This window comes from Azoarcus sp. TTM-91, from assembly GCF_012911025.1.
Classification (GTDB): domain Bacteria; phylum Pseudomonadota; class Gammaproteobacteria; order Burkholderiales; family Rhodocyclaceae; genus Azoarcus.
This window is the reverse complement of the sequence record NZ_WUEI01000017.1, coordinates 1-18,923: the sequence shown is the minus strand read 5'-3', so window position 1 is coordinate 18,923 and position 18,923 is coordinate 1. Positions and strand designations below refer to the sequence as shown.

The window sequence follows — 18,923 nt, the reverse complement described above, 5'->3', positions numbered from 1 at the left end:
GCCGTCCTCAGCCCGCCGCCGCAGCCGCCGAAGGCGCGGCGATGCTGTCGCTGGCGGCGCCGTTGCCACCTGTCTGCAGCACCCGCACCACCGCGCCGTCGCGCAGCTTCTGGTGGCCGGCGGTGACCACGGTGTCGCCCGGCGCCAGACCGCGCACGATCTCCACCTTGGCGCCGCGCCGGCTGCCGGTCTCCACCTCCACCCGGCGCACCACGTTCTGCTCCACCCGGTAGACATACTGCACCGTGCCGGACGAGGGCATCAGCGCCTGCTCGGACACCACCGCCACCGCCGGCCTCTCGCGCAGGATGAGGCGCACGCGGGCGAACATGCCGGGCCGCAGCCTGCCCTCGTCGTTGGCCAGGCGGGCGCGCATCACCACCGAGCGGCCCTGGGCGTCCACCAGCGGGTCGATGGCATCCACCGAGGCGGCGAAGGACTGGCCGGGCAGCGCATCGCTGCTCACCTCCACCGCCTGGCCGGGGCGGATGCGCTGCAGATAGTGCTCCGGCAGGCGGAAATCCACCTTCAGCGTCTTGATGTCTTCCAGGTTCACCAGCGCCGCGCCTTCCTGGACGTAATCGCCGACGCTGACATTGCGGATGCCGACTACGCCGGCGAAGGGCGCGCGCAGCCGGGTGCGCTCGTAGCGGGCCTGCGCCAGCGCGGTGGTGGCGCGCGCCACCTCCAGCCGCGAGGCGGCCTCGTCGCGCGCGCTCTGGCTGACAAACTTGCGCGAGAACAGGTCTTCCGAGCGCCGGTAGTCCGCCTCCGCCAGCGACAGGCTGGCCTTGGCCTGCTGCAGTTCCGCCTGCTGTACCGCCGCATCCAGCTCCACCAGCACCTCGCCCTGCTTCACCGCCGTGCCCTCGCGGAAGCGGATGGCCGAGATGCGCCCGGCCACTTCCGGCCGCAGCACCACCGCCTCGTTGGAAAGCAGCGAGCCGACCGCGCTGACGTCATCCGGCATCGCCTGGGTGACGACCACCTCCACCTCCACGCCGATGGCCGCCGGCGCCTCGGCTGGCGCCGCGGCAGCGCTGCCCTTGGGAGAGACCGGCGCACGGTTGGCATGCCAGGCGTAGGCGCCGAGGCCGGCCAGGCCGACGATACAGAGAGCGAGTACGAGGGGACGGCGGGACGACATGGGGGAGGGAATTCCAGCGAATGGGGAAAGCGGTGAAAACGCGGGGAAACGAAGGATTGGAACAGAAAAAGGCTTGCAGATTGTTGCATATCGTAGCCGGCCGGCTATGCGCTTCCTCTGCGTTCCATCTCACCCAAACCGCCAGTTTCGGAGTGCTGCCCGGCGCCGTGGTTCCTTGGCTCCGGGCAAATCGGACCGCCACCGCCGCACAGTCTGCCGCCCCCGGACAGAGGGCAATGGCTGAAGCAGCCGCATCGCCCGCCTCGTGAAGCGGAGCGCCGCCGCGGAAAGCCAGGCCAAAAAAAAGCCCGCGGCGCACCAGGCGCCGCGGGCTGGCCGAGTGGCTGCGGCGGCTCAGCCGACGATGGTCTGGGCTTCGCCCTCGCCGCGCTTGTCGATGCGGCCGATGCGATACACGGTTTCGCCGGCGGCGCTCAGCTGGGCGGTCACCTTGTCGGCATCCGCCTCGGCCACCACCACCGCCATGCCGATGCCGCAGTTGAACACCCGGTACATCTCCTGGATGTCCACGTTGCCGGCCTGCTGCAGCCACTGGAACAGCGGCGGCAGCGTCCAGCTGGCGGCGTCGATGCGGGCGGTCAGCTCGTCGCGCAGGATGCGCGGCACGTTCTCGGTGATACCGCCGCCGGTGATATGGGCCATGCCCTTCACCGCGCCCGGCAATGCCTGCATCAGCGCCAGCAGCGGCTTCACGTAGATGCGGGTGGGCGCCATCACCACGTCGCGCAGCGGGCGGCCGTGGAAATCGGCATCCAGGTCGGGCCTGGCGACGTCGATGATCTTGCGCACCAGCGAGTAGCCGTTGGAGTGGGCGCCGCTGGAGGCCAGGCCTAGCACCACATCGCCGGGGATGATGCGGCTGCCGTCGATGATGTCCGCCTTTTCCACCGCACCGACCGCGAAGCCGGCGAGGTCATACTCGCCGTCCGGGTACATGCTGGGCATCTCGGCGGTTTCGCCGCCGATCAGCGCGCAGCCAGCCAGCTCGCAGCCTTGGGCGATGCCCTGGACGACGGTGGCGGCGGTTTCCACGTCCAGCTTGCCGCAGGCGAAGTAGTCGAGGAAGAACAGCGGCTCGGCGCCCTGCACCAGGATGTCGTTCACGCTCATCGCCACCAGGTCCTGGCCGACGGTGTCATGCTTGTTCAGCTGGAAGGCCAGCTTCAGCTTGGTGCCCACGCCATCGGTGCCGGATACCAGCACCGGCTCCTTGAACTTCTTCGACAGCTCGAACAGGGCGCCGAAGCCGCCGATGCCGCCCAGCACTTCCGGGCGCATGGTGCGCTTGGCGAAGGGCTTGATACGGTCCACCAGGGCGTCGCCGGCGTCGATGTCTACGCCGGCGTCGCGGTAGGAAAGGGAAACTTGCTGGGACGGATTCGGAGCGGTCAAGATCGTTCCTCTGACTTGCTGGATGCGGGTTTCGGGCCGGTCGGCATGCGACGGAACTTGAGGGTGCAGGGCCAACTGGCTACATTTACGGGTTTCGCGGGTGATCTGCCCCCGCGCCAAGCCCGCGATTTTACTTGAAAATGACCCCGCGCCGCGCCGATCGTCTGCAAACCGCCGCCTGGGCCGCAGCCGGCCTCGCCCTCGTCGGCCTGTTCTGGTTGCTGAGCCCCATCCTCACGCCCTTCGTGGTGGCCGGGGTCTTCGCCTACATCTGCGACCCGCTGGTCGGCTGGCTGGTGCGGCGGCGCCTGCCGCGGCCGCTGGCGGTGCTGCTGGTGATCCTGATCGCCTGCCTGGTGCTGGTGGCCCTCACCCTGGTGCTGGTGCCGATGGTGTACCGCGAAGCGATGACGCTGGCCCAGCGCCTGCCCGACCTCATCGAACTCTTCAACCACCATGTGTCGCCCAAGCTGCGGCAGCACCTGGGCGTGCAACTGCAGCTGGACGCCAGCCAGCTGCGCAAGCTGATGACCGAGAACTGGGCGACCGCGCAGGATCTCATTCCCATCCTGCTCGCCCATCTGAAGACCGGCGGCCTCGCCCTGGTCGGCATGCTGGCCAACCTGTTCCTGATCCCGGTGGTGATGTTCTACCTGCTGCAGGACTGGCCGCGGCTGATCGCCGGCCTGGAGCGGGCGGTACCCCGCCCCTGGCTGCCCCGTACCCTACGCATCATCGGCGAGATCGATTCGGTGTTGTCCGAGTTCCTGCGCGGCCAGCTGTCGGTGATGCTGCTGCTGGCGGTGTTCTACAGCGTCGGCCTGTGGATCGCCGGCCTCAACTTCGCGCTGCCGGTGGGCGTTCTCACCGGCCTGCTGGTATTCATTCCCTACGTCGGCTTCGGCGGCGGTCTGGTGCTGGCCATCCTCGCCGCGCTGCTGCAGGGCGACGGCTGGTCGCCGCTGATCGGCGTGGCGGTGGTCTATACCATCGGCCAGGTGGTGGAGAGCTTCGCTCTCACGCCCTACCTGGTGGGCGAACGCATCGGCCTGCATCCGGTGGTGGTCATCTTCGCGCTGATGGCCTTCGGCCAGCTGTTCGGCTTCGTCGGCGTGCTGGTGGCGCTGCCGGTCAGCGCCGCGCTGCTGGTGGGCCTGCGCGAGGTGCGCAGCGCCTGGTTCTCCAGCGCCCTCTATCGCGGCCATCCGGGGGCCAGGGAATGAAACCGGTGATGAAGCAACTCGTTCTCGACATCCATCCGGACGCGCCCCCCACGCTGGACAACTTCGTCGCCGGCAGCAACGCGGAGCTGATCGCCGCCCTCTCCCTGCTGGCCGCGCGCGACCAGGCCCTGCCCGCCCGCCACCTCTTCCTGTGGGGCGCGCCCGGCAGCGGCCGCAGCCACCTGCTGCGCGCCACCGTGGCGCTGGCCGAGACCGCCGGCCGGCCTGCCCATTGCCTCGCCGGTGCCACCCAAGGCGCCCAGCTGCCGGAGACGCCCGGCGCGCTGGTGGCGGTGGACGATGTGGACCGCCTGTCGCCAGACGCCCAGATCGGCCTCTTCAATGCCTTCAACCGCTCGCTCGCCAATGGCCAGTCGCTGCTGCTCTCCGGCCCCAACGCGCCGCTGGGGCTGACGCTGCGCGAAGACCTGCGCACCCGCATCGGCCAGTGCCTGGTGTATGAGGTACAGCCGCTGGACGACGACTCCCGCAGCGCGATCCTGCGCACCCTGGCCGACCGCCGCGGCCTGCCGCTGGCCGACGAGGTGGTGGACTTCCTGCTGCGCCACGGCCGCCGCGACCTGCCCAGCCTGCTGGCGGTGCTGGACGCGCTGGACACCGCCTCGCTGGAACGCAAGCGCCCGGTCACCGTGCCGCTGCTGCGCGAGATGATGCAGCAGGGCCTTTCCATCTGAACGGCCGCCAAGCGCTCCACTCACTCACCTGGAACACATTGTGGATCTCGTACTTTTCGACCTCGACAACACCCTGCTCAATGGGGACTCCGACTTCGCCTGGGCCCAGTTCCTGATCGCCAAGGGCGTGCTCGACCGCGAAGTGCAGGAGGCGAAGAACATTGCCTTCTACGAGGACTACAAGGCCGGCACGCTAGACATCTTCGCCTTCCTCGATTTCCAGCTCGCCCCCCTCGCCCGCCATCCGCGCGCGCAGCTGGACGCCTGGCACCGTGAGTTCCTGGACACCGCCATCCGGCCGATGATCACGCCGCAGGCACGCCAGCTGGTGGACGGCCACCTCGCCAGCGGTGCGCTGGTCGCCATCGTCACCGCCACCAACAGCTTCGTCACCGGCCCCATCGCCCGCGAATTCCGCATTCCCCATCTGGTGGCCACCATTCCGGCGCAGGAGAACGGTGCCTTCACCGGCAAGGCGCGCGGCGTGCCCGCCTTCCAGGCCGGCAAGATCGAACGGGTGGATGCCTGGCTGGAGTCGCTGGGGCTCTACGCCGGCAGCTTCGAGCGCAGCTGGTTCTACAGCGATTCGCGCAACGATCTGCCGCTGCTGGAACGGGTGAGCAACCCGATCGCGGTCGATCCGGACGACACTCTGCACGCCCACGCGGTGGAACGCGGCTGGCCGGTGATCTCGCTGCGCGCCTGAGCCGCCGCGGGTTACGAACCATGGAAGGAAGAACGCCCCGGCCATCCCGGGGCGTTCTTCCTTCCGCAGCCGCAGAGCACCTCAGAAGCGGTAGCCGACGCTCACCCGCAGCTGCTGGTCGCGGCTGTCCTTGCCGAGCTGGCCGAGGTAGTCGAAGCCCAGCCGCATGCCGGGCGACACCCGGAACTCGGCGCCCGCCTCCACCACCATGCTGTCGCGCGACAGCGGCGCGCCCTTGACCGAGAAAGCGCCGCCGCCTTCGGCGAAACGCATGTCGGTATCCGCGGTGTCGTCGCCGAAGGCGTGGTTCCAACCCAGGCCAGCGCGCAGCAGCAGGGCCCTGTCGCCCTCGAGATTGATCTGCCGCATCAGCCGCCCGCCCAGCGTCAGCTCCGTCTGCGCCTGCTTGCTGCTGCCTTCCAGCCGTGCAGCGCCGCCCCGTTCGTGGAAGGTCTCGGTTTCGTAGCGCACGAAGGTCAGCCGGGCATAGGGTTCGACCAGGGCGACGCCGGCATCGAAGTTGCGGCTCACCTCGCCGAAGATCTGCGCGGTGTGGGCGTCGTAATCCGCGCTCAGGCGGTCGGAGAAGTTGCCGAAAGCCACCGTGCGGCGGCTATCCACCTTGTGGAGGCTGTAGCCGGCGCCGAAGCTCAGCGCCCAGCGCTCGTGCAGGTAGCCGGCGTAAGCGGCCAGGTGGTAGCTGTCCACCTTGGCCTTGGAGGCGCGCCGGCCGACCTTGGCGGTGGTATCAGAGTAACCGCCCATCAGCCCCACCCGCCACTGCTCGCTGAGGGTGTGCTCCAGGCCGACCAGCACACCGCTGGTGTCGCGCTCCGTCGCGGCGCTGCCGTCGTGGCCATCCAGCCGGCCCCAGCCGCCCAGCACATGCCCCCAGCCGCTGAACCCGGTGCCGAGCTGGCTGCTGGCCTGGCCCAGCGCGGCCGGCCAGCCGTAGTCGGTGGCGTTCATCGCGTAGGTGCCCATGGCGCCCAGCATCTGCGTCCATACGCAAGGCGCGCTGGCCTGCTCGCCCTCCCGGCGTTGCGAAACGCAACCACCGCCGGCGCGGGTGCGGGCGCTCAAGGCATCCATGACCAGGCCGACTTCGCCGATGAGTGCGGCGGAGCTGCTGCCGAAGGCCTCGCCGGAGAGCAGGTCGTAGGCGCGCTGGGCCTCGGCCACGTCCAGGGAGAGGATGCTGTTGTAGAGGGTTCCCGCCCCCATGGCGTCCAGCGCGGCAGCCACGCCACGCTGGTTGGGGGTAAGGGCAACCGAGGCGAAGGTAATGTCGTTCCGCACCAGGCTGAGCTCCACCGAATTCGGCTGGTAAGCGAGGGAGGCATCCAGGAAGGCGAGCGTGGGAATCACCGCTTCGTCGAAGGTACCGCTCACTCCGCCGGCGGCGCTCAGCACGGTGTAAGTGGTGGAAGCCCCCTGGTAGGCGAAGCCGCTGAGCACGCGCAGGCGCCCCTGCAGGTTGGCGGAGCCGGTAACGGTGAGGTGGTTGCCCGCGCCTTCATCCAGATCGACCAGCAGGGTGCCGGCGGCCGTGTTGAGGTAGTTGCCTGCAACGCTGACATGGCCGCCGCCCATCGCGCCCAGCACCGTGCCGCCATTGGTCACGCTTCCCACCCAGCCGGAGCCCAGCAGCTGACCGCCGGAGGCGATGTTCATCACCGAATCCGGCACGTTGCCGTTGCTGAGGAGCAAGCTGCCGTCGATCACGGTGACGACGCCGGAAAGGGGATGATCGCCGGTGAGGCTGAGGGTGCCCGCGCCGGTCTTGATCAACGTTCCGCCACCGCTGATGTTGCCGGCAAAGACGCCATCGCCGCTCTGGTTGAACACCACGGTGGCGTCGTTGACGATGTTGCCCTGCAGGCTGCTGCTGTTGCCGGTCAGGGTGCCGGCGCTCACCGTCGTGCCACCGCTGTAGGCGTTGGCCTGGCCCAGCGTGAGGTTGCCGGCGCCGGTCTTCACCACCGCGCCGGCGCCGGTGATGGAGCCGAGGAAGAGGCCGTCGCTGCCCTGGTCGAAGCGCAGGGTGGTGCCGCTGGCGGCGGAAATGTTGCCTTGCAGGCTGGCGCTGTCGCCCGCCAGCGTGCCGGCGGCCACCGTTGTGCCGCCGCTGTAGCTGTTGCTGCCGGTCAGCGTCAGCGTGCCGGCGCCCAGCTTGGTCAGCCCGCCGCTGCCGCCCAGCGCTTGGGAGAGGGTGAAGTTGTTGGCGGCGTCCAGGATCTCCACGCCGCCGCCGTTGGCGCCCAGCGTCAGGCTGCGGTTGGTGCCGGTGAAGCCGGTGCCGGCGATGCTGAGGATGCCGCCATCCAGCGTCACGCCGGTGCCCCCGGCCCCCAGGCGATCGTCGGCCGCCACCTGTACGCGCCCGCCGCTGATGGTGGTGCCGCCGCTGTAGCCGTTGGCGCGTTCCAGCACCAGGGTGCCGCCACCGGTCTTGTTGATGCCGCCGCTGCCGCCGAGGGCGACATCGACTTCCGCCGTCACCCCGTCGTCCACCCGGATGGGCGTGGCCGCTCCGGTGAGGTTCAGGCCGCCACCGGAGCCAGTCAGCAGCCAGTAGCCGTCGGACAGGAACTGCATGCCGGTGATCGCCTGCACGCCATCCACCGTGACCTGTCCGGCGGTGCCGGCGAAGGCGGCGAAGCGGCCGCCCCAGCTCTGGGTTTCGTTGCCGCTGGCATCGGTCCAGTTGGTGGTGGAGGACCAGACGCCGTTGCCGCCGGAGATGGCGCCATCGGCCACCGTCTTGTTGCCGTTCCAGAACTGGATTTCGCCCGGCACGCTTTCCACCAGCAGGTTCACTTGCCCGCCGAACGCGGTCTGCAGGGTGAAGCGGCTGGCGTCGTAGCCAGGCGGGAGCAGGCCGTAGCTCAGCAGGTTGTCGGTGAGCGTGCCGGCGTAGGCGAACAGCCGGTAGATGCCGCTGCCCAGGCCGCCGGCATCGCTGATGTTGAGGATGCCGTCCAGCGTCAGGTCGCCGCCGACCGAGACCAGCGTGGTGGGCGCGCCGGCGGTGCCGAGGGCGAAGTCCAGCTCGGTGGCGGGAGACAGGATCAGCGCATCGGCGAAGCTCAGCGGCGTCATGTAGGTGCCGGCCACCAGGTGCGCGCCGCCGGCCAGCGTGACCGGCCCGCCTATGGTGCCGGAGCCGCCGATGAACGCGCCGCCGGCAACGGTGATGGAGGCGCCATCGACCACGCCGGTGACGAGCAGCTGGCCGGTATTCACGAACACATCGCCGGTAAAGGTGTTGTTGCCGCTCAGCGTCAGCGCGCCGCTGCCCTCCTTCACCAGATCGCCGGCGCCGGACATCACGCCGCCGTAGATGCCGTCGGCGGTCTGGTTGAACACCACGGTGGCGTTGTTGACGATGTTGCCCTGCAGGCTGTCGGTGTTGCCGGCCAGGGTGCCGGCATTCACCGTGGTGCCGCCGCCGTAGCTGTTGCTGCCGGTGAGCGTCAGCGTGCCCGCGCCATTCTTGACCACCGCGCCACCGCCGCTGATGTTGCCGTTGAAGCTGCCATTGGCGGCCTGCAGGAAATCGACCACCGAACCGGCCGCCGTCACGATGCTGCCCTGCAGGCTGTCGCTGTCGCCGGCCAAGGTGCCGGCATTCACCGTGGTGCCGCCGCTGTAGCTGTTGTTGCCGGTCAGCGCCAACGTGCCGGCACCGTTCTTCACCAGGTTGCCGCTGCCGTCGATGTCGCCGCTCAGGGTGAGGTCGTTCAGGCCTTGCAGGGTCAGCGCGGAGAGCAGGTGCACATCGTTGGCCAGCGTGAAGGGGGCGGAGTTGCCCAGTGTGGAGGGCGCGCTGACGGTGAGATCACCTCCTCCGAGGGCCTGCGCATTGCCGATGACGAGGGTGCCGCCGGCCAGCGTGGTGCCACCGAGGTAGGTGTTGATGCCGTTGAGCGTCAGCACCGCCGGGCCGGTCTTGAGCAGACTGCCGGCACCGCTGACGACCCCGTCCAGGGTCAGGTCCTTGCTGCCCGGCACGGTGAAGGGGCCGGCGATGTCCACCTGGTTGGCCAGCGTCACCGGCGTGCTGCTGTCCAGCGCGGTACCGGCGGCCGCATGCAGGGTGCCGGTACCGAGCGCATCGTCGTTGCCCACTTCCAGGGTGCCGCCGTTCAGCCAGGTATCGCCGCCGTAGGTGTTGGCGCCCAGCAGGCTCAGGCGGGCATTGCCGGACTTGAGGATGCCGCCGGTGCCGCTGATCTGGCCGCTGAGGGTGAGGTTGTTGCTGCCCAGCACCGCGAGGTCGCCGTTCAGCAGCACATCGTTGTCCAGGCTGACCGCCGCGGCGCTGTCCAGGGTGGTGCCGGCGGCGACATGCAGATCGCCATCGCCCAGCGCGCCGTTGCTGCCGACCACCAGGCCGCCGGCGTTGAGCCAGGTATCGCCGGTGTAATTGTTGTCGCCGCTCAGGCTGAGGGTGGCAGTACCGTTCTTCACCAGGCCACCGGTGCCGGTGATGAGCCCGGTGAGCGCCAGATCGAAGCTGCCATCCAGTGTCAGGTCGCCATTGAGCAGGAGGTTGTTGGCCAGGGAGAGGCCGCCCACGCTGCTGTCCAGCGCGGTGCCGGCGGCGGCTGTCAGCGTGCCGCCGCCGAGGGCGGTGGAAGTGCCGACGACGATGCGGCCGGCGTTGAGCGTGGTGCCACCGCCATAACTGTTGCCGCCGTTCAGCGTCAGCGTGGTGGCGCCGTTCTTGACCAGGCCACCGGCGCCGCTCACCACGCCGGCGAGGGTGATGTCCTTGCTGGCGGCGATGGCCAGCGGGCCGTCAACCTGCAAGGCGTTGTCCAGCACCACCGCCTGGCTGGCATCCAGCTCGGTGCCGGCGGCCGCCTGCAGGCCGCCGCTGCCCAGCGCGGCGTCGTCACCCACGGTGATGCCGCCGGCCAGCAGCCGGGTGCCGCCGCCGTAGGTGTTCGCCGCGGCCAGCACCAGCGTGCCCGGCCCGGTCTTGCCCAGGCTGCCCGGACCAGTGATCGGCTGGCTGACGAGGAAGTCGTTGGCGACATCGGCGATGTCGAAGACGCCGCCATTGGCGCCCAGGATGACGTTGCGGTCGGTCTGGGTGTAGGCGCCGCCGGTAACGCGCAGCGCGCCGCCATTCAGGGTGAGGTTGCCGCTGGCCGCGCCCAGCTGCGCATCGCCGGAAACCTGCAGCACGCCGCCTTCCACTCGGGTTCCGCCCAGGTAGTCATTGGCGGCTGCACCCAGGATGAGGGTGCCACCGTCGTGCTTCACCAGCGTGGCCGTGCCGTCGATGGTGGCGTTGATGGTGGCTTCGTCTCCGCCATCCACCCGGATGATGGCGTCGCCATTGGCATCGCCGACGGCGTTCAGGGCAGCGCCCGGATTGCCCTGCAGCACGTAGCCGTTGGTGATGAACTGCATGCCCTCGAAAGCCTGGGTGCCGTCCACCGTGACAACACCCGCGGTGCCGCTGAATACGGCGAAAACGCCGCCCCAGGAATGGCTGAGCAGGCCGTCCTCCGAGGTCCAGTTGATCAGCGCGCCGTCCCAGGTCCCGTTGCCACCGTGGATGATGCCGTCCGCGGAAACGGTGCCGCCATTCCAGAACTGCAGGTCGCCGGCGTTGTTCTCCACCAGCAGGTTCACCTCGTTGGGCACCGCCACCTGCAGCGTCGTAGTGCCGCTCACCGGCGGCAGCGCTCCCAGCGTCACGCCGTTGTCCGTCAGGCTGCCGGCGTAGCTGAAGAGGCGATAGACGCCCAGGCCGAAACCGCCGCTGTCGGTGACGTTCAGGATGCCGTCCAGCGTGAGGTTGCCGGTGACGTCTATCGGGCTGCCGGCGCCCGGCGCGCCAAGGGCGAAATCGACGATGGAGGTACTGGAGAGCAGCAGGTCGCCCACCGTCAGCGTGCCGACGAGGGCATCCGCCTGCAGGCGGCCGCCAGTGTCCACCGTCACCGCGCCGATCACCGTGCCGTTGCCGCTCAGCGTGGCGCCGGACTGCACGTTCAGCGTGGCGCTGGAGAGCGTGCCATCCACCCGCAGTGTGCCGGCGGAAACCTGCGTGCCGCCGGTGTTGGTGCTGTTGCCGGTCAGCATCAGCAAACTGCCGCCGACCTTGTTCAGGTTGCCGCTGCCGTGGAAACCGCCGGCGAAGAGGTTGTCGCTGCCGCCGCCCAGGGTCAGCGTGTTGCCGCCGGTGATATCCACCGCACCGCCGCCGATCAGGCGGCTCACCGTCTCGCTGCCGTCCAGCCTCAGCGTGGCGCCCACGTCCACCTGCACCTGGCTCGCCCCGGTGATGGCCTGCCCGCCCTGCGCCGCCAGCGTGCCGGCGAGCACGCTGATCGTACCGCCCAGACTGTTCGCGCCACCCAGCACCAGCTCCCCTGCCCCCGTCTTGCTGAGGTTGCCGGCGCCGGACAGCGGCCCGCCGTAGCTGCCGTTGGCATTCTGGGCGAAGACCAGGCTGGTGCCGGCCTGGGTGACGATGTCGCCGAGCAGGCTGCCGCTGTCGCCGATGAGGGTGCCGCCGTTGAGATCCACGCCGCCGCTGTAGCTGTTGACGCCGCTGAGCGCGAGCACGCCGCCGCCGTTCTTTACCAGGCGGCCGGTGCCGGAGAGCGTGCCGCTCAGCGCCAGATCCCGGGCGCCGGCAAAGGTCAGGCCTCCATTGAGGATGAAGTTGTTGGCCAGGGTCATGCCCACGCCGTTGTCCAGCACCACCGGCGCGCCTATGGTCACGTCGCCGCTGCCCGCAGCCGCCGCGTTGCCGATTGCCAGCGTGCCGCCATTCACCCCCAGGCCACCGCTGAAGGTGTTCGTTCCGTTGAGGGTCAGCGTGGCGCTGCCGTTCTTCAGCAGGGCGCCGCTGCCGCTCAGTCCGCCGTCGAGCGACAGCGCATGCTGGCCCTCCAGCGTCAGGGTGTTGTTCAGCACCAGGGCGTTGGCGAGCGCGAAGGACTGAGTGGTGGCCAGCGCAGCGGCGGCGTCCACCGTCAGCACGCCGGTGCCCAGGGCCTGGGCGCCGCCCAACACCAGCCGGCCCCCGTTCAGCTGGGTGCCGCCGGCATAGGTGTTGGCGCCGCCGAGCGTGGTGCTGCCACCGCCGGATATCGCCAGCCCGCCGGCGCCGCTGATGCCGCCCTGCAGCGCGATGTCGTGGGTGGCATCGAGGTTCAGGCCGGCAGCGAGCACGACATCGTTGTTCAGCAACAGCGGCAGGCTGCCGCCCAGCGTGCTCAGCCCATTCACCCGCAAGGCGCCGGTACCCAGCGCCGTGTTGCTGCCCAGCACCAGCGTGCCGCCTGCAATGTCGGTACCGCCGGCATAGCTGTTGGCGCCATTGAGCACCAGCGTGCCGGCGCCGGCTTTAAGCAGGCTGCCGCTGCCGCCGATGCTGCCATTCAGGCTCAGGTCCAGGCCGCTGCTCAGGCCCAGGTTGGCGTTCAGCTGCAGGGTGTTGCCCAGCACCAGTGGGCTGTTGCCGCCGAGCACGGTGGCGCCGCTCACCGTGAGCGCGCCGCTGCCCAGGGCGGCACTGTTGCCCAGCGCCAGGATGCCGCCCTGGCTGATGGTGCCGCCGCTGTAGCTGTTGCTGCCGTTGAGCGTCAGCGTGGTGCTGCCGCCGCCCTTCACCAGCTGGCCGGTGCCGGCGACGGTGCCGTTGAGGACGAGATCGCGCGTGCCGGCCACCGTCAGGTCGGCATTCAGCTGCACCCCGTTTCCCAGCGTGAGCGCCGAGGCGCCATCGAGCGAGGAAGAAGCGTTCACCGTCAGTACGCCGCCGCCGAGGGCGCCGTCGTTGCCCAGCAGTAGGCTGCCGCCGCCCAGCTGCATGCCGCCGCTGAAGGTGTTGGTGCCGTTCAGCGTCAGGCTGGTGGCTGCGCCGCTCTTGCCGAGTCCGCCGGCACCGGTGATGTTGCCGTTCAGCGTCAGATTCTGGCTGGCGGCGACGTCCAGCAGGGCGCCAAGGTCCAGCGCATTGCCGAGCACCAGCGGCGTGGCGCCATCCAGGCGGGAGGCACCGGTGACGCGTATGGCGCCATTGCCTATCGCTGCGCTGCTGCCAAGGACCAGGCTGCCGCTGTCGAGCCGGGTTTCGTTGTAGCTGTTGTTGCCATTGAGCGTCAGCGTGCCGCTGCCGGCCTTGATCAGGTTGGCGCCGCCGGAAACGGTGCCGTTCAGGGTCAGATCCTGGGCGCCGCTTACCGTGAGGTCGGCCCCCAGGGCAAGGTCGTTCGCCACCGTGCGCGCGCCGGTAGATGCCAGGCTGCTGGCTGCGGTGACGCTCAGGCCGGCGCTGCCCAGGGCCTGGTCGTTACCCAGCACCAGCGTGCCGCCCCCCAGAGTAGTGCCACCGCCGTAGGTGTTGGTGGCAGCCAGGGTCAGCGTGCCGCTGCCGGTTTTCGCCAGGGCCCCGGTCGCGCCGGAGACGATGCCGTTGAGCGTGAGGTCGCTGCCCAGCGGCAAGCCCAGCGTCACCCCGCTCCCCAGGCTCACGCCGTTCGACAGCGCGAGCGGCCCGGAGCTGGCGAGCGCGGCATTGGCCGTCACGCTCAGCGCGCCACTGCCCAGCGCCGAGCCACTGCCGGCCACCAGGGTGCCGGCCGCGAGCTGGGTGCCGCCGGAATAGCTGTTCACGCCGCTGAGCACCAGTGTGCCGGCACCCGCCTTGGTGATCGCGCCCGAGCCGCCGAGCGCCTGGGAGACGGTGAAGGTATTGGCTGCGGAGTCGATGTCGAAACCGCCGCCGTTGGCCCCCAGCGTGATAGCCCGGCCGGTGCCCTGGTACGCGTTGCCGGTCACCCGCAAGGTGCCGCCATTGAAGGTCAGGCTGCCGCTGGCGTCCCCCAGGCGATTGTCGGCGTCCACCTGCAGCACGCCCTCGCTCAGGGTGGTGCCGCCGGTATAGCTATTGTTGCCGCCTAGGATCAGGGTGCCGGCATCGCGTTTGTTGAGGCTGCCACTTCCGCCCATGGCGGTGTTGATGGTCGCGGTGGTCAGCGGCTCCACCCGCAGGGTGGTGCTGCCGCTGGTCTGCAGCTGGCCGCTGCCGCCCAGGATGTAGCCATTGGCCAGAAACTGCATGCCGGTGATGGACTGGCTGCCGCTCACATCCACATTGCCGCCGGAGACGCCGCCGAAGACCGCGAACTGGTTGTTCCACAGCTGAGTGGCCAGCCCGGTGAAGTCGGTCCAGTTGCTCGCGCCGCTGGCCCAGGTGCCGTTGCCGCCGGTGATGACGCCATCCGCCGCGGCTTTGACGCCGTTCCAGAACTGCAGGTTGGCGTTCGCATCCTGCACGATGAGGTTGACCTGGCCGAGCACCGAGGTCTGCACCTGCATGGCGCTCGAGAGCGTGGAAGCCGGCAGTGCGCCGAGGTCCAGCCCCAGGTCGGTCAGGCTGCCGCCATAGGCAAAAAGGCGATAGACGCCGATGCCGAAGCCGCCGAGATCGGTGATGTTCAGGGTGCCGTCCAGCGTCAGGTTGCCGTCCACCCGCAGCACGGGCTGCGGGATGGCCTGTGCGGCACCAAGCGAGAAGTCCAGCGTGGAACCCTGGGACAGCGTGAGCGCCCCCAGCGTCAGCGTCTGGCCGTTGCCGGCGCTCAGTCTGGCGCCATCCGCGAGGCTGACCGCGCCGCTCAGGGTGCCGCTGCCCGCCAGCGTGGCGCCGTTGCCGATGTTTACATTCGCGCTGGCGAGCGAGCCGTCCACCCGCAAGGCACCCCCATTGACCGCCACCCCGCCGCTATGGGTGCTGACGCCGGATAGGCTGAGGGTGCCAGCGCCGTTCTTGATGATGCCACCGGCGCCCTGCAGCACGCCGTCGAAACTGGAGTTCGACCCGTTGCCGCCCAGCGCGAGATTGGCGCCTGCGCCCACGCTCACCGCGCCGGTGCCGGCAATGCTGCCCAGCGCTTCGCTGTCGCCGACCAGCAGCTGCGCGCCCCCGGCAAGCGATACCGCCAGAGAGTCGGCCAGCGCTTGCCCGCCGCGCGTCTCCAGGGAACCACTGGTGATCGCCAGCCCGCCGGCGAAGGTGTTGCTGCCGGACAGGACCAGCGCGCCCGGGCCGCTCTTCTCCACCGTGCCGCTGCCACCGATGCTGCCGGAATAGGTGCCGGCCAGGTTCTGCGCCAGCACAAGGTGGGCGTTGTTGCTCACGCTGGCGGCCAGGCTGGCACCGTTCGCCTGCAGCGTGCCACTGTTGATCGCCGCACTGCCGAAGCTGTTGCCGCCCGTCAGCGCAACCGTGGCGCTGCCATTCTTGATCAGGGCGCCGCTGCCGGTGATCGCGCCCGCGAGCGTGAGGTTCTGGCTGCCGGCCAGGGTGAGGTCTGCAGCGAGCTGGATGGGGGTGGTCAGCAGCAGCGCGGCGGTGCTGTCCAGGCTGGTGTTGGCGCTGACGGCCAGGCCGCCGCTGCCCAGTGCGGTGGCACTATCCAGCATCAATCCCCCACCCGCCAGCGTGGTGCCGCCGGCGTAGCTGTTGGCGCCGCTCAGGGTCAGCGTGCCCGAACCGCTCTTCAGCAGGCTGCCACTTCCCGAAATTGCGCCAGACAGACTGGCGGTGTTGCCGGCGGTATCCACCGTCAGCGCACCGCCCAGCTGCACCGCGTTGCTCAGCGCATAGTTGCCCCCCAGGCCGAGGGCTGCGGTACCGCCCACGCTCAGCGCGCCGCTGCCCAGCGCGGCGGCGTTGCCCAAGCTCAATCGGCCCGCATTCAGCGTGGTGCCGCCGGAGTAAGTGTTGGCACCCTGCAGCTTGAGACCGGCATTGCCGTTCTTGATCAGGCTGCCGCTGCCGCTGACCACCCCGCCCAGGGCGACGTCCTGGCTGCCCCCGAGCGTGAGTGCCGCGCCCAGCTGGACCGCATTCGTCACCGCCACCGCCTGGCCAGCGTCCAGCGTCGCGGCGCCGCTCACCTGCACCGCGCCGCTCCCCAGCGCGGTCGAATTGCCCAGCACCAGGCTGCCGGACTGCAGCACCGTGCCGCCGCTGTATGTATTGGCGCCATTGAGCGCAAGGCTGCCACTGCCGCTCTTGATCAGGCTGCCGCTGCCGGCAAGCACTCCGCTCAGGCCGAGGTCACCGCTGGCGGTCAAAGCCGCATTCAGCGCCACACCATTCCCCAGGGTGACGCCGTTGCCGCTCAAGGTGGCGGCACCGCTGACGTTGAGTTGGCCGCTGCCCAGCGCCCCTGCATTCCCGACGCTCAGGGTGCCGCCGCCGAGCACCGTGCCGCCGGAATAACTGTTGGCCCCGCTCAGGCTCAGCCCGCCGCTGCCGCTCTTGCTCAGCTGGCCGCTGCCGGACACCACGCCGGACAAGGTCAGATCATTGCTGCCGGCGATCCCCAGATTGCCGTTCAGCACGACGGCGTTGCTCAGCGCCGCCGCCGCGGCGGAACTCAAGCTCGAAGCCCCGGCCACGGTCAGCGCGCCGCTGCCCAAGGCGCCAGAACCGCCAACCCTGAGCGTGCCGGCATTGAGCGTGGTGCCGCCGCTGTATGTGTTGCCGGTGGCCCCCAGGGTCAATACGCCGCTGCCACTCTTCACCAGGTTGCCGCTGCCGCTGACGGCTCCATTCAGGCCGAGGTCGTTGCTGCCGAGCGTCGTCAGCGCCGAATTGAGCACGATCGCATTGCCCACGTTCAAGGCCGACAGCGTATCCACGGTGGCGGCGCCGTTCACCGTCAGCGCACCGCTGCCCAGCGCATTCCCGCTGCCGAGCATCAACCCGCCAGCGCTGACGCTGGTCCCTCCGCTGAAAGTGTTGTTGCCGGACAGCGTCAGCACATGGCTGCCGCCCTTGCTCAGCGCACCGCTGCCGGAGATTGCGCCGCTGAGCGCAAAGCTGTTGCTGCCGGTGGTACTCAGCCCGCCAGTCCCCAGGCTGACCGGATTCGGCAGCGTCAGCCCCGCGCTTGCCGCCTGCACGGTGCCGCCGGCGGAAGTCAGTGTGCCGCTGCCGAAGTTGCTGGCGCTGTCGAAGGTCACCAGGCCGCCGTTGAGGCTGGTGGCGCCGCTGACCAGCGCGCCGTTGAGCGTCCAGCTGCCGCTGTTGACCACCAGATTCTCGAAGTTTCTGTATACCGAGGCAGATGCGGTGCCGGTGCCCGCCAGGCCGCTGCCGGTGCCGGACACCGCGTTCTGCAGGATCAGGGTGTCGTTGCCGTTCTCGCCGCCATTTACCTGGCCGGCCGCGGCATAGCTGAGATTCAGCCCGAGCAGGCCGAGCACGTCGACCGCGACGCCGCCGCTGGAATTGACCTGAGAGCCGGTGACCGCGGTGAAAGTATTGGTGCTGTTCGCACCAAGATGCACGCTGCCGTTGATGGTGCCGGCATTGATGAAGCTGTTTCCGCCGCTGGCGGTAGCGAAGCCGACGCGACCCGTCACCGTGCCGGTATTGACCATATTCACCCGGCCGCCGCCATAGGCGGCAATCGCGGTGCTGTCGGCAGCCAGTACGCCAGCGCCGAGGAAAGCTGTCCCGGCGGTGATCAAGCCGCTGTTGTTGAGCGTGATGACGCCACCAGCACCGCTCTGCAGATCGATGGCCGTTCCCCCCAGTCCGAGCAGGGAAACCGTTGCCAGCAAACCGGAGCCATATATGGAGCCGCCGTTGTTCAGTGCCACCGAGCCGCCGGTGGCATTCCCCATCTTCACCCCTGTCGCGGCTGCCGCAATCAGGCCGAGCAGGCTGGGATCTATTGTTCCGTTATTGGTGAACGCGTAATTCGTACCCGTGAGATTCACCGCATAGCCGATGCCGAGCAGGGCTGAAACGCTGGCCCCTGAATTGACGGTAACGGTCAGCCCGCTGGTGGCGCTGTTGATCGTATTCGGCGAGAGAACCGTCGCCGCCGAATTACAGACGATGGAAGCGCCTATGGTCGAGCATGCAGCAGTGGCTTCACGGTCCAGGGAGAACGAAAGGCCGCCGCAGAGGATGAGATGGAAAAGGACACGGCCTTGTGAAACGCCGCGACGCACGCCCCGCCTTACCATGAAATCCATTTATCTCTCCCCGCGCGCCCCAGAAACCGAACAGCACTCGCCTCTGAATCTGCTGCTTGGGGAAAAGGCGGAAAGAAGCAGCTCCCTGCGCATTTTCCCCTCACGTTCCGCCCAGTATAGGAAGGCAGAGAAATATATGTAAACACAATATTCGAATCGGGATTCATTTCTTTAAACCCGCATTACAGCCCCTCCAACCTATTTATAAATCGCAGCAATTGATAGAGTAAAAATTATTAATAATCAATGCATTGGCATTAAATTCCGCCCACTCCACAGCGACCAAAGAGATATACATGAGAAATCAATCCAATCACCTCGCGACGCACCAATCAATGCAACTCCGTAATCACGAAACCTGCTCATACACCGGATTTATTTATTTCAAAAAGGGAAAATTCAATTGACATCAATCCACCTCAGCAACTCCAGCCACGACGTCATCTGGCTGATCCCCGGCCACGCCATGCCGCAATCGATGATGTAAACCGAAAGACTTAATCCCCCGCAGGGAACAGGAGAACCAGGCACTCCGTCGCGGCGCAACAGGCCTCAAGCCGGCGAAGCGAGGGCTTCCGTCCCCACCTCCAGTGAACCGCCGCTATTTCCGCGCCCAGCCTTGGGTTATGATCCCCGCCTTATGTCGCAAGAACCCGCCACCTTCCGATGATCCGCAAGCTGCTGCGCAAGGTCTTCAACCGCACCGC

The 18,923-nt window shown here is 68.6% G+C and carries 6 protein-coding genes; 3 read left to right on the top strand and 3 right to left on the bottom strand.

The features are described from left to right. Positions 1-7: 7 nt before the first annotated feature. Together GRF61_RS07290 and purM are read right to left on the bottom strand one after the other, a co-directional pair. Positions 8-1,147, bottom strand: a complete 1,140-nt coding sequence (locus tag GRF61_RS07290; RefSeq protein ID WP_169150010.1) for an efflux RND transporter periplasmic adaptor subunit — start codon at positions 1,145-1,147, stop codon at positions 8-10. 354 nt (positions 1,148-1,501) lie between these two features. After that, complete coding sequence (gene purM / locus GRF61_RS07285; RefSeq protein WP_169150009.1) at positions 1,502-2,560, bottom strand: phosphoribosylformylglycinamidine cyclo-ligase; 1,059 nt, start codon at positions 2,558-2,560, stop codon at positions 1,502-1,504. A 140-nt stretch (positions 2,561-2,700) separates the two neighbouring features. Here purM and GRF61_RS07280 point away from each other — a divergent pair, with 140 nt between their 5' ends. Genes GRF61_RS07280 through GRF61_RS07270 form a run of 3 tightly spaced genes read left to right on the top strand, consistent with a single transcriptional unit; the run spans position 2,701 to position 5,184 of the window. After that, positions 2,701-3,783 carry an AI-2E family transporter gene (locus GRF61_RS07280; protein WP_169150043.1) on the top strand — a complete coding sequence of 361 codons (1,083 nt, stop codon included), beginning with the start codon at positions 2,701-2,703 and terminating at the stop codon, positions 3,781-3,783. Between the two features lie 8 nt (positions 3,784-3,791). Continuing rightward, on the top strand, positions 3,792-4,478 hold the full coding sequence (hda, locus tag GRF61_RS07275) for a DnaA regulatory inactivator Hda (RefSeq protein WP_169150008.1): 687 nt from the start codon (positions 3,792-3,794) through the stop codon (positions 4,476-4,478). A gap of 40 nt (positions 4,479-4,518) precedes the next feature. Beyond that, on the top strand, positions 4,519-5,184 hold the full coding sequence (locus GRF61_RS07270) for an HAD family hydrolase (protein WP_169150007.1): 666 nt from the start codon (positions 4,519-4,521) through the stop codon (positions 5,182-5,184). 81 nt (positions 5,185-5,265) lie between these two features. Here GRF61_RS07270 and GRF61_RS07265 read toward each other — a convergent pair whose 3' ends face one another. Beyond that, complete coding sequence (locus tag GRF61_RS07265) at positions 5,266-18,216, bottom strand: autotransporter-associated beta strand repeat-containing protein (RefSeq protein WP_169150006.1); 12,951 nt, start codon at positions 18,214-18,216, stop codon at positions 5,266-5,268. Positions 18,217-18,923 lie beyond the last annotated feature (707 nt).

Excerpts from the sequence above, each read along its gene's own strand:
- GRF61_RS07290 (WP_169150010.1), bottom strand. The coding sequence starts at position 1,147 with ATGTCGTCCCGCCGTCCCCTCGTACTCGCTCTCTGTATCGTCGGCCTG.
- GRF61_RS07280 (WP_169150043.1), top strand. The coding sequence starts at position 2,701 with ATGACCCCGCGCCGCGCCGATCGTCTGCAAACCGCCGCCTGGGCCGCA.
- hda (WP_169150008.1), top strand. The coding sequence starts at position 3,792 with ATGAAGCAACTCGTTCTCGACATCCATCCGGACGCGCCCCCCACGCTG.
- GRF61_RS07265 (WP_169150006.1), bottom strand. The coding sequence starts at position 18,216 with ATGGATTTCATGGTAAGGCGGGGCGTGCGTCGCGGCGTTTCACAAGGC.